Genomic DNA, 12,938 nt, shown 5'->3' with positions numbered 1-12,938 from the left:
TCTTAGTATATCAAATTTATGAATTTTCGTCTTTTGTCCCAATATCACGCTGATATTAAAAAATTAATTAAAATCTCTTTACCCATTTTATTAGCGCAAATCGCACAAAACTCAATGGGATTAGCGGATACCATTATGGCTGGTCGAGTGAGTTCCACTGATATGGCAGCGATTTCTGTTGGCGCATCGATTTGGATGCCGTTGGTGCTTTTCGGTCAAGGCTTATTATTGGCGCTACCACCGACTATTTCTTACCTAAACGGTTCAGGCCAACGCCATCGCATTGCCCATCAAGTTCGCCAAGGCATTTGGCTTGTGTTAGGCGTGAGTATTCCTTTAGGTTTGCTGATTTATTTCTGTGAAATTCCGCTGCAATATATGCAAATGGAAAGCAAAATGTCAGATTTAGCACGCGATTATTTACATGCGATGTTGTGGGGATTGCCTGCTTATTTGATGCTAATTAATTTTCGTTGTTTAAATGATGGGATTGCCAAAACTAAGCCAGCGATGGTCATTACCTTTTTAGGTTTACTGCTGAATATTCCGCTTAATTACATTTTTATTTATGGAAAATTTGGCATGCCTGCTTTTGGTGCGGTGGGCTGTGGCATTGCGACAGCTATTGTGAACTGGGCAATGTGCTTAATGATGATGTTCTATTCCTACACGAATGCTCAAGAACGCTCGCTAAAAGTATTTAGCCAATTAATTGAAATGCCGAATCCCAAAACGCTTAAAAAACTACTGCGTTTAGGCTTGCCAATTGCTATTGCACTTTGTTGTGAAGTGGCGTTATTTGCCCTCACTTCGTTAATGCTTTCTCCGCTAGGCTCAACCATTGTTGCGAGCCATCAAATTACATTGAATACCAGCTCTTTCATTTTTATGTTCCCTATGTCAATTGGTATGGCAACAACGATTTTAGTCGGACAAGCATTGGGAGCTGGCTCACCACAAAATGCGAAAAAAATGAGCTATGCCGCATTATTATTAGGGCTAACGGTGACAATCATTACCGCATTAATTACGATTTTTTTCCGTTATGAAATTGCCTCTATTTTCGTAACCGATGAAATTGTCATCGCTATGGCGGCAAATTTATTATTATTTGCCGCACTTTATCAATTTTCAGATACCATCCAAATGGTGGTTGGCGGCATTTTACGGGGCTATAAAGATACCAAAGTCATTTTATATATTACCCTTTTCTCTTATTGGGTAATTGGTGTGCCACTTGGTTATATACTGGGTCGTACAGATTGGCTTGTGCCACACATTGATGCGAAAGGTTTCTGGATTGCCTTTGTGGTCTCACTCACTTTCGCAGCGATCTTACTTTCTTTGAGAATGAAAAAAATGCAAGCTATGAGCGATAACGCCATTTTACAACGTTTAGAAAAACTCAAATAAGGAACTTTATGCAACTTCCAGCTTTACAATCAGCAAAGTTGATTCGTCGTTACAAACGCTTTCTTGCGGATATTGAACTACCCACGGGTGATATGATGACAATTCATTGCGCCAATACAGGCGCGATGACGGGGTGCGGTGAAAAAGGCGACACAATTTGGTATTCACATTCCGATAGCCAAACCCGCAAATATCCTCATACTTGGGAACTCACTCAACTTGAAAACGGGCAACTTTGCTGTATCAATACCCATCGTTCTAATCAACTTGTCTTTGAAGCACTGCAAAATAAGCAAATCAAAGAACTAGCAATGTATCACGAAATTTATCCTGAAGTGAAATACGGTGAAGAAAATAGCCGAATTGATTTCTTACTGAAAGCTGAAGGCTTACCCGATTGCTATGTGGAAGTAAAATCCATCACCTTAGTCAAAGGAAATTTAGGTATGTTTCCTGATGCGGTTACTACGCGTGGACAAAAACATGTCCGTGAATTACTCGTAATGAAAAAACAAGGTTATCGTTCAGTAGTGCTATTTGCTGGGTTACACAATGGTTTTGATCGTTTCAAGATCGCAGAATATATCGATCCCGAATATGATCGCTTATTAAAAGAAGCAATGGAACAAGGCGTTGAAGCCTATGCTTATGCGGGCAAATTTGAAATTTCTAATGGAATTCCTACCGCACTTTCCTTAACAGAATCGGTGCCTTATATAAAATAATATTTTTTGAGAATTATTTTCATTTTCTTGTTGACAAGATTATTGATAACGATTATCATCTAGTCATTCCAACAATAACAGAGCGTTTTCTTAATTTGAAGCGTTCAACAGATAATCACTCCAACATTCCCGCCTATTTCCCCACAAATAGGCGTTTTTTTTATTCACAAATCGCTAAGAATCCCTATAATAAAACCTTTCAAAAAACATAATTAGGAAATAATAATGACTGACATTAATACCGTTCTCGCGGAACTAAAGCGCGGTACTGATGAAATCCTTTCAGAAGCGGATTTAATCGAAAAACTGAAAGAAAATCGCCCATTAAAAGTAAAATTAGGCGCAGATCCAACCGCACCAGATATTCATTTAGGGCATACCGTTGTATTAAACAAACTACGTCAATTTCAACAACTCGGTCATGAAGTCTATTTCTTAATTGGTGATTTTACTGGAATGGTAGGCGATCCATCAGGTAAAAATGCCACACGTCCTCCACTCAGCCGTGAAGATGTATTGCGCAATGCTGAAACCTATAAAGAGCAAATTTATAAAATTCTCGATCCACAAAAAACCAAAATCGTCTTCAACTCTGAATGGTTAAGCAAACTTGGAACAGAAGGTATGATTCGTCTTGCAAGCAACTACACCGTTGCGCGTATGCTTGAACGCGATGACTTCAAAAAACGCTTTGGCAACAATCAACCTATTGCCATCCATGAATTTATTTATCCATTACTACAAGGCTATGATTCTGTTGCATTAGATGCTGATGTAGAACTAGGCGGTACAGACCAAAAATTCAACTTACTTGTTGGTCGTGAATTACAAAAATCAGCAGGAAAAAAACCACAGGTTGCGATTACACTTCCATTGCTCGTTGGCTTAGATGGCGAGAAAAAAATGTCCAAATCACTTGGCAACTATATCGGTGTAACAGAAGCACCAAACGATATGTTCGGTAAAGTGATGTCTATTTCAGATGAACTCATGTGGGATTGGTATAACCTTCTTTCATTCCGTCCATTAAGTGAAATTGCACAATTAAAATCGGAAGTAGAAAACGGCAAAAATCCTCGTGATGTAAAAATCTTATTAGCAAAAGAATTAATAGCCCGTTTCCACAATGAAGAGGCAGCAAACGCCGCAGAACAGGAATTCATTAATCGTTTCCAAAAAGGCGCAATGCCTGATGAAATGCCTGAATTTACGTTCTCTGGCGAAATGGGTTTAGCCACCTTATTAAAAGAAGCGGGACTTGTGCCTTCCACTTCAGAAGCGATTCGCTCTGCTCAACAAGGCGGTGTAAAAATCAATGGTGAAAAAGTCGATAACGTAAAAGACAATGCACCAAAAGGTACAAATGTTTACCAAGTGGGTAAACGAAAATTTGCTCGTATAACGGTAGAATAAAAACATAACATAACCGCGCTTTAAAGTGCGGTTATTTTTAATCAATTTTGTCGTATAAAGGAACGTAAAATGAATCAAAAAATTTGGGTAACCGGTGATGCTGTAGTCGATTTAATTCCAGACGGTGAAAATCACTATTTACGTTGTGCGGGTGGCGCACCTGCAAATGTGGCGGTGGGGGTTGCGCGTTTAGGTGGACAAAGTGCATTTATCGGAAGAGTGGGAAATGATCCTCTCGGTCAATTTATGCTAGAAACCCTTAATTCGGAAAACGTAGATACAACTCATATGATTCTCGATCCTCAACATCGTACATCAACGGTAGTAGTGGGATTAGACAATGGTGAACGTAGCTTCACTTTTATGGTTAATCCAAGTGCGGATCAGTTTTTACAAACCAATGATCTCCCTCATTTTAAATCTGGAGAATGGTTACACTGTTGTTCTATTGCTCTCATTAATAACCCATCACGTGAAGCAACTTTTGAAGCAATTCGCCGTATTAAAGTTGCAGGAGGATTTTTTTCCTTTGATCCCAATTTACGCGAATCACTATGGGCAAGCTTAGATGAAATGAAAAGCGTTGTGATGGATGCGGTAGCCCTCGCTGATGTATTGAAATTCTCCGAAGAAGAATTAACGCTTTTAACCAATACTGACAGCCTTGAAAAAGCATTTGAAAAAATCACCGCACTTTATCCTGAGAAATTGATTATTGTCACCTTAGGTAAAGATGGGGCATTGTATCACCTTGCAGGGGAAAAGGATGTCGTTGCAGGTAAGGCATTAAAACCAATTGATACTACCGGTGCAGGTGATGCTTTCGTGGGTGGTTTATTAGCAGGACTTTCTCAACATGAAAATTGGCGTGACAGTGATGTGCTAGTTCGTATTATTCGTCAGGCAAATGCTTGTGGCGCACTGGCAACCACAGCCAAAGGAGCGATGTCTGCCCTACCAAATAAAAATCAATTAACTGAATTTTTAGAAAATTAGTTGCTGAGTGTGTGAATAAAAGGTTCACACACTTTTTTTCACTGAATTCGCACATTTCAATTTAGGCACAACACCATAATGATCATTTTTAACAACGGTAAATACAAAAGTATTCTTGCAGCAGAACCAGATGAGCTCAACGCTATACGTCAAACGGTGGAAAGCGATAAAGATTTCTATCCGACCTATCACATTGCCCCACCAACAGGATTATTAAATGATCCGAATGGTTTAGTGTTTGATGGTGAAAAATATCATCTTTTTTATCAATGGTTTCCCTTTGATGCATTACATGGGATGAAGCACTGGAAACATTTTATTACAAATGACTTTCAAGTCTTCCAACATGCAGATGATTTAATCCCATGTGAGCCATTTGAATCTCATGGTTGTTATTCTGGAGGGGCATTAAAAGTCGATAATAAATTAGCAATATTCTATACGGGAAATACTCGCCGTTTGACTGATAATCAACGAATCCCCTACCAAAACCTTGCTATTTTTGATTGTAACGGCATGCTTATCAGTAAACGTCCGCTGATTGAAAAAGCGCCTAATGGTTATACAGAACATGTACGGGATCCTAAACCTTACTTGACTCCTGAAGGTAAAATTCGTTTTATCTGTGGTGCGCAACGGCAAAATCTCACAGGCACCGCTCTCCTGTTTGAAATGGATAATTTAGATGATACGCCTCGTTTACTGGGTGAACTTGACGTCCCTAAATTTAATAACCATCAGGTTTTTATGTGGGAATGCCCTGATTTGATGAAATTAGGCAATAAAGATATTTTTATTTGGTCACCACAAGGAAAAGCGCGTGAAACTCATCAGTTCCAAAATAACTATCATGCTACTTATGCTATCGGTCAATTAAATCAGCATACTTTTGATGCAGAATATATTGCAGAACTTGATCAAGGCTTTGATTTCTATGCACCGCAAACCTTTTCAGGTTTAGAAAATAAAGAGAATACTATTCTACTAGGCTGGATAGGCTTACCTGATTTAACTTATCCAACAAATCAATTCAAATGGCATTCAGCCCTTACCATGCCACGCGAAATTCAGTTAAAAAATAATCAGCTATTCCAGCGCCCGATTAAAAAAATCTATGAAAATATGACCGCACTTTCATCCCTCACATTAAAAGGAAAAATGGAAGTTGAACATTTAGATCGGGCTTATTTGAAATTTGATGCGCAAAATCGCCCCTTTACATTAGATTTCTTTTCCAATAAAGCTAAGGAAAAGCTAAGCTTATCTTATGAAAATGGCATAATTTGCTTAGATCGTCATCAATCCACACAAACTGAGTTAATGATAAAATTTGGATCGCAACGTTACTGCAAAGTACACGAACTTCATACTATCGAAATTTTCTTTGATCGTTCTATTGTAGAAATTTTCTTAAATAGTGGTGAAAAAACCATGACATCAAGATTTTTTATCGCAGATAGGGAAAACGTTATTGTAACAAACCGATCTTTGGACATTGAGATTGGCTTTCCGAAACATATTCAATATGTGTAGCTGAAATGAAGTGTTACTTGGAGGAAATCTATATTCTTTTACATTATTAAAAAGAACGTAGATAAGTTATCGCTGAGTGATATTGGTTTCTTCTTTGAATATTTACCTTATTTTTCATTCAACGGATGATCCAAATGTAAGGCGTTAGAAAATGCATGTAATCCTTCGGCATTACTACTTTTCATCATTGCTTGCATTGTCTGTGTTGGCACGTGAATCAATTTATTCATAAGTTTATAACTCAGCTCTTGCAAAATATCTTCGGCGAGCTCGCCATTTTGTAAACTTAATTGCGCTTTTTCAAGTAGCTCCTGGCGAATTCGCTCCGCATCTTGGCGATAATATTTAATTAAATTAGAGAATTGATGAACCTTTAACCACTCAAAGAAATCATGACATTCTTGAGAAATAATTTCTTGTGCTTGTTCAGAAGCTAGTTCTCGCTGATTCAAATTACGCTGAATGATATCTTGCAAATCATCTACGGTATAATGATATACACTATCAAGTTCTGCCACCGTTTCATCAATATCTCGAGGAACCGCAATATCTACCAATAACATTGGCGCATAATGACGCACTTTTTGAGATTGTTTCACCATATCTTGAGTGATCAACACATTTGGACTACCTGTAGAACTAATCACAATATCAGCCTGATGCAATGCATATTGCAATTCATCTAAACCAAATACATCTATCTGCGTCTCAGTTGCTAATTTCTCAACTAATTGCACGGCTCTTTCTCGAGTACGATTTGCAATCATTAATTTTTTCACACCATGACGCAATAAATGACGGCTGACGAGTTCAATCGTCTCCCCTGCACCAACCAGTAAAATATTTAGGTTTCGGAGTGATTCAAAAATCTGACGAGCAAGACTACAAGCAGCATAAGCCACTGATACCGCACTTTCGCCAATATTGGTTTCAGTTCGGACCCGCTTTGCCGTAGAAAATGTTTTTTGAAATAAACGAGAAAGCTCTGTTGATAGAGGTAAATTAGCAGCTTGATAATAATCTTCTGTAATTTGAAATGCTTGTTTTACCTGCCCTAAAATTTGTGGCTCACCTAAAATGAGTGAATCTAATCCACAGGCCACACGCATTAAGTGATTTGCTGCTTGCTGATTTTGATAGGTATAAATACTCGGATTCAGTTCTGCTAAAGAAAGTTGATGGATATCAGCAAACCATTGCTCTGCATTATGCAACCATTTTTCACATTCTTGTGGCGAAATTTGTCGATGATGAAAATACACTTCCGTGCGATTACACGTAGAAAGAATCACAGCACCTTCAGCAAGGTTTTGGTAATAAATTTGTTGCAAGGCAAGCTCGCGTTTCTCATTTGAAAACGCGACTTTTTCACGCACTGAAACAGATGCGGTTTTGTGATTAATGCCGAGAACAAGAAGTGTCATAAAATAATTAAAAAATAATCTGTAGAAAGCAAAATTTCAAAAACATAGATATGATACTTTAAGCACCACACCTTATTTCCATCCAGCCTACATATTAATGATAAAAATACGGTGCATTATTCTAATGAATTGTGACGCATTGAGCAAATTCACACATCATAAATTTACTAGAATCATGCCAAATGATTAAAAAATATCTTTTGCTTTACGAAGTGCGGTAAATTCTTCAAGTGTTTTTGCTTGTAAAAACGGATTAATTTCTCGCTCAAGTTTTAAGGTTGTCGGCAAACTTGGTTTATTTTCAGCCCGTTGTGTTTCAACAAAAATACGTTGTTTTTCTACCGCACTTTTATCCACCAACACCGTTTCTGCAAATGCTAAATTCCCCAAGGTGTATTCATGAGCCGGGCAAACAATCGTCTCGTCAGGCAATGAATTCAAACGCTGTAAACCATCAAACATCTGCGCATAATTACCTGTGAAAACACGTCCGCAACCAGCAGAAAATAACGCATCGCCACAAAATAAATGATTATCCACTAAAAAACTAACGTGCTGTTTAGTGTGTCCCCCCGTCGGAATGACATCAATTTGATAATGTTCGGTAAGGATCTTCCCTTCGTTCACAATTTGAGTCGCACCTTTTTTCTCACATTCTTGCGACCCATAAATCGGCACTGTTGGATAACGTTTTTTAAATGCCGACACACCTAGTGTATGATCATCATGTTCGTGAGTAAGCAACACCGCTTCAACCGCTGCGTTTTGCTTATCTAACCATGCAAACAACTTGTCCGTCTCAGGCAAATCGACAATAATAAGAGGCAGATTTTCTCGTTGATAAAGCCAAATGTAGTTATCATTCAGCGCAGGCAAAGCAAATAACATAATCGTCCTTTTCATTTGTGATGGAGGAATAAAATGATTGTAAACTGGAATGCCAAAGCGACCAAGCCTTTCATTCAGCCTGAAAGTTGGCAAAATTTGCCAAAGGGGAATGATTATTGCCAAGCCTTATGCCAAACACTAATGCCTTGGATGCCCAAAATTTTAGGCCATCAGGTTTTGAAAATCGGTGAGTTAAGTGGCGAAGTTACAACGAATTTGCCTATGCACCACCAGATTATTCTGAGCGACAAAATCACGCCAAATCTTGCCGCACTTTGCAATGCTAAAGTTAGCTTAGTTCAAGCTAGCCTCACCGAATTGCCGTTAATTCAAAAAGAAATCCATGCCGTGTTTTTAATGAATACGCTTAATTTTGCGCAAGATCCGCATCAAATTCTGCGTGAATCCCATCGTGTACTAGCTGACGATGGCTGGATTTTTATTGCTTTATTTAATCCATTAAGTCCGCTGATTTTCAAAAGAAAAATGGGGGATTATCCGCTGCGTCACTACCCTGCTTGGCGTGTGATTGATTGGCTTTCATTGCTCAATTTTGAAGTGATTGAAAAATGCTCTATCGCAACCAAGAATAAACGCGCAACAATCTTTTCGCCTCTCACGTTAATCATTGCGCAAAAACGGACTTATCCACTGACTCTCACCCCAGAAAAAGTGCGGTCAAAAATACCGGTATTTTTAGAGCCGGTAAATGCATTCAAGCTGAAAAGTTAGGCACTTTCCACATTCCACCAAATCAACGCCCATTTTTTCTGTCCGTGAGAAATGGGTTCGTTATTGGTTTGTTTACGATCGTAAAAGGCTTTTAAACCCTGTTTTTCTTTTTCGGAAAGCTCGCCTAAAGAAAATTCCACCGAGGCTAATAAATCCTCGTAGCTTTCACCTTGAAAACAACCGGATTCGGTTTCAATAAAATTCAAATTTGCCTGAATGCCTTTTTGATACAACCGATTGAGTAAATAAATATAAGTGGGAAAACCAATATCTTCACGACCAATCGCCTCAAATACGCCCTCATCTAAAAAATGACGTTGTGTGACAGAAGTCAAAAACACACGTTTTTTCGCTTTCGCACAGAGTTTTTCGATCATATCGTCCAAATCGTCTACCAATGTGGAACGAGATGCCAACACCACATCAGCTTGCGGCACATCATCCCAATTATCCGCCCAAGATTTATGAAATGTCGTGAGATGATGCAAACCAAACTTCTGCTTGAATTGCGCCAAGCAATCTAACATTCCATTGCTATAATCTAAGGCATATACCGTTGAGCCTTGTTGTGCGAGAGGCACAGCCAAGGTACCGGGACCACAGCCAACATCCAATACTGTTTCATCGGCTTGCACATTCATAGCTTGCAATAATTGCTGATTATATGCAGAAGGCTTGCCGACTAAGTTCTCTGCCATTTTCACGGCTTTTTTATCCCATTTTGTTGGCGGCAAGTTGTAATGATTACAAGCGATTAAGTGTTGTTGATACAGTTCAGCAAAATTGATGTCGTAAATAGTCATAGTGATTTTTCAATGTAGTTATTCAAATGTTGATGTAAAAGTTCGGGCGAAGTGCGGTTAAAATAGTAAGAATTTTTTCATTTTAAAAATGAGACATTACAACGAATTCTACAGCATCGATATATTAATTCAAATATAGCGTAGTAAAATGAGATAAAAGGATTCTATAATATTAGGTGTTCTATATTTTCCTATGGTTATTTTGTAGAAAAGGACAATTCAATGAAATTTGAAGTGATTTATAAATTTTTCTTAGTGTGGGGATTAGCCTTAAGTTTGCTTTTCGTTGTTGTAAGTGGCATTTCAATGTGGCTAGGATTTCCTTTTACTCAAGCCTTAGACATTCATCTTTTCTTTGCTGGATTTACCGTATTTGGTTTGTTACTACATTTTTATAACCGCAAGAAGAAATGGGTAAAAATCAACACTCAATTTACCGATCTCATCACCCATAATCGCATGCCCTCTTATTGCAATTTGGATCGCTTGATGATGACTTTCGAACATTTTTCTATTCAACAAATCGCTGAGCAACTCAATCTTTCTCTCCCAATTTTATTAAATGAATTATCACAAGCTCAAATAAACATAACTGATTCCCACCGCACTTTACGTGAAAACTTTCCTCTCAACGATGAAAAAATTTTCGCTACCATTACGATTGCGTTGAAAGTGCGGTTCAATCCAACGTTACTTTAACGCCAATCAAATATACGTTAAAAGTGCGGTAAAAAACCCCGAAGTGTTTCGGGGTTTATTTTTGCCGAAAAAATCTTGCCCCGCTATTAAAACTCCCCTATTATTCACCGCACTTTTTTCTCATTTAGGAACAAAAATGACAGAACAAACGTTTATCCCTGGCAAAGATGCCGCATTAGAAGATAGCATTGCAAAATTTCAGCAAAAATTGACCGCACTTGGTTTTAATATTGAAGAGGCATCTTGGCTGAATCCTGTGCCAAATGTGTGGTCTGTGCATATTCGCGATAAAGACTGCCCGCAGTGTTTTTCCAATGGTAAAGGGGCGAGCAAAAAAGCAGCATTAGCCTCTGCCCTTGGCGAATATTTTGAGCGTCTTTCCACTAATTATTTCTTTGCTGATTTCTATTTAGGGCAAGAAATTGCAAACGGCGATTTTGTACATTATCCCAATGAAAAATGGTTCCCGATTGAAGATGATGCTTTACTGCCTAATGGCATTTTAGATGATTATTTATTGGATTATTTTGATCCTAATGCCGAGCTTACACCTGAATTATTGGTAGATTTACAATCTGGCAATTATGATCGCGGGATCGTGGCGATGCCTTATGTTCGTCAATCGGACGAACAAACCGTTTACATTCCACAAAGTATTATTGCCAACCTTTATGTCTCAAATGGCATGTCTGCGGGTAATACGAAATTTGAAGCTCGCGTGCAAGGCTTGTCAGAAGTCTTTGAGCGTTATGTGAAAAACAAAATTATCGCTGAAGCGATCAGTCTGCCAGAAATTCCAAAATCTGTGATGGATCGCTATCCATCTATTCAAGCTTCCATTGTGAAATTAGAGGAAGAAGGTTTCCCAATTTATGCTTTTGATGCTTCACTTGGCGGAAAATATCCTGTTATTTGCGTCGTATTATTAAATCCGAATAACGGCACTTGCTTTGCCTCTTTTGGTGCACATCCAAATTTCCAAGTGGCATTAGAACGTACGGTGACAGAACTTTTACAAGGTCGCAGTTTGAAAGATTTAGATGTGTTCTCTCCGCCCTCTTTCAATAACGATGATGTGGCTGAACACGCTAATTTAGAAACCCACTTTATTGATTCGAGCGGTTTAATTTCTTGGGATTTATTCAAAGAAACGCCTGATTATGAATTTGCTGATTGGGATTTCAGTGGTACAACGCAAGAAGAATACAATAATTTAATGGCAATTTTCCGTGCGGATGAAAAAGAAGTTTACGTGATGGATTACAACCATTTGGATGTCTATGCGTGCCGTATTATTGTGCCAGGCATGTCTGATATTTATCCTGCAGACGATTTAATTTACGCCAACAACAATATGGGAATGGATTGGCGCGAAATTTTACTCGATTTACCAAATTGGCATCACGATGCAGAAACCTATCAAGAGTTATTAGACGAATTAGACGGACAAGATATTGACGATGCAACTCGCGTACGTGAATTTATCGGTATCGTTGCACCTAAAAATAGCGGGTGGACAACCTTACGCGTCGGTGAATTAAAATCTATGCTCCACCTGGCATTAGGTGAATTAGAACAAGCATTAGATTGGGCAAACTGGACACTTAATATGAACAGCTCCGTATTCACCACAGAACGTGTGAATTATTACCGCGCATTAATTTCCATCATTGAATTACATTTAGATGAAAATCGCGACCCAGCACAATATCGTGTAGTGTTTGAGAAAATGTATGGTAAAAATGCGGTTAAACAAGCTTGGGCAGCTGTCTCTGAAGGGGGTAATCCGTTCTACAATCTTCCTGCAAGTGATGAAAATTTGGAAAACTTTAAGGAACATCAGGCGTTGTTAGGGGCTTATGGGAAGTTGCAGAAAGCTAAACTAGCACATCAAAAATAAATTAGGCTTATTTCGTACTTTCAATTCTTGAAAGTACGACCTACTTTTCTTTGCTTCGCCAAAGAAAAGTAGGCAAAAGAAAAGCGCCCCTGCTTTTCCTTATTTCCTTTTTTTCATAGAATTTGCTTAACGGAAATTTTCTGAACTCGCCGCAAACGGCTCAAACAGACGAAAATTTCCTACAAATTCTATGAAACAAAGGCGGAAAAGAAGGGAACCCATTTAATTCTACCTACAAATAAAACAACCTATAAAAACCTCCCTAAAACCAACCGCACTTAATAACGTTTCAACAAATTCCATCCCCATATAAATCGCCTTTGCGACTTTCAATTTTTAGGCAATTTTCGTCTGTTTGAGCAACGTAGTTGCGAGTTTAAAAAATTGCCGTAAAGAAAATTGAAACAAAGCA

Annotated in this window: 11 protein-coding genes; 8 read left to right on the top strand and 3 right to left on the bottom strand. The window is 38.4% G+C overall.

Annotated elements, in window-relative coordinates; translation table 11 throughout:
* The first annotated feature begins 18 nt into the window (after nt 1–18).
* From hmrM to KKW16_RS07350, 5 genes are all read left to right on the top strand, one after another.
* Nucleotides 19–1,413, top strand: a complete 1,395-nt coding sequence (gene hmrM / locus KKW16_RS07370; RefSeq protein ID WP_215768133.1) for an MATE family efflux transporter — start codon at nt 19–21, stop codon at nt 1,411–1,413.
* Between the two features lie 8 nt (nt 1,414–1,421).
* Nucleotides 1,422–2,138 carry a DNA/RNA nuclease SfsA gene (gene sfsA / locus KKW16_RS07365; protein WP_048953047.1) on the top strand — a complete coding sequence of 239 codons (717 nt, stop codon included), beginning with the start codon at nt 1,422–1,424 and terminating at the stop codon, nt 2,136–2,138.
* A 225-nt stretch (nt 2,139–2,363) separates the two neighbouring features.
* The gene (tyrS, locus tag KKW16_RS07360) at nt 2,364–3,551 is read left to right on the top strand and encodes a tyrosine--tRNA ligase (protein WP_048953048.1); all 1,188 of its coding nucleotides are present in this window, start codon (nt 2,364–2,366) and stop codon (nt 3,549–3,551) included.
* Nucleotides 3,552–3,620: 69 nt separating this feature from the next.
* Nucleotides 3,621–4,547, top strand: a complete 927-nt coding sequence (gene cscK, locus KKW16_RS07355) for a fructokinase (RefSeq protein WP_048953049.1) — start codon at nt 3,621–3,623, stop codon at nt 4,545–4,547.
* 78 nt (nt 4,548–4,625) lie between these two features.
* Complete coding sequence (locus KKW16_RS07350) at nt 4,626–6,080, top strand: glycoside hydrolase family 32 protein (protein ID WP_215768132.1); 1,455 nt, start codon at nt 4,626–4,628, stop codon at nt 6,078–6,080.
* A 107-nt stretch (nt 6,081–6,187) separates the two neighbouring features.
* On the opposite strand, the gene hemA is transcribed toward KKW16_RS07350, so the two are convergent.
* Nucleotides 6,188–7,504: a glutamyl-tRNA reductase gene (gene hemA / locus KKW16_RS07345; protein WP_215768131.1), complete on the bottom strand. Its 1,317-nt coding sequence runs from the start codon at nt 7,502–7,504 to the stop codon at nt 6,188–6,190.
* A gap of 186 nt (nt 7,505–7,690) precedes the next feature.
* The gene (gloB, locus tag KKW16_RS07340) at nt 7,691–8,392 is read right to left on the bottom strand and encodes a hydroxyacylglutathione hydrolase (protein ID WP_215768130.1); all 702 of its coding nucleotides are present in this window, start codon (nt 8,390–8,392) and stop codon (nt 7,691–7,693) included.
* 33 nt (nt 8,393–8,425) lie between these two features.
* Between gloB and KKW16_RS07335 the strand changes: the two genes are divergently transcribed.
* Nucleotides 8,426–9,124, top strand: coding sequence for a methyltransferase domain-containing protein (locus KKW16_RS07335; RefSeq protein WP_215768129.1), 699 nt, complete (start codon nt 8,426–8,428; stop codon nt 9,122–9,124).
* Here KKW16_RS07335 and KKW16_RS07330 read toward each other — a convergent pair.
* A complete protein-coding gene (locus KKW16_RS07330; protein ID WP_215768128.1) occupies nt 9,121–9,927 on the bottom strand; it encodes a methyltransferase domain-containing protein in 807 nt (268 codons plus the stop codon). The two genes, KKW16_RS07335 and KKW16_RS07330, sit on opposite strands and share 4 nt — an antisense overlap.
* Before the next feature lie 222 nt (nt 9,928–10,149).
* On the opposite strand from KKW16_RS07330, the gene KKW16_RS07325 reads away from it, so the two are divergent.
* A complete protein-coding gene (locus KKW16_RS07325; protein WP_048953055.1) occupies nt 10,150–10,626 on the top strand; it encodes a hypothetical protein in 477 nt (158 codons plus the stop codon).
* Nucleotides 10,627–10,762: 136 nt separating this feature from the next.
* On the top strand, nt 10,763–12,526 hold the full coding sequence (gene ycaO / locus KKW16_RS07320) for a 30S ribosomal protein S12 methylthiotransferase accessory factor YcaO (protein WP_215768127.1): 1,764 nt from the start codon (nt 10,763–10,765) through the stop codon (nt 12,524–12,526).
* Nucleotides 12,527–12,938 lie beyond the last annotated feature (412 nt).

Origin of the sequence: Haemophilus sp. SZY H8 (assembly GCF_018829755.1) — a bacterium.
GTDB lineage: Bacteria > Pseudomonadota > Gammaproteobacteria > Enterobacterales > Pasteurellaceae > Haemophilus > Haemophilus haemolyticus_K.
Note: the sequence above shows the minus strand (reverse complement) of the source record. Positions and strands in the feature narration are given on the sequence as shown.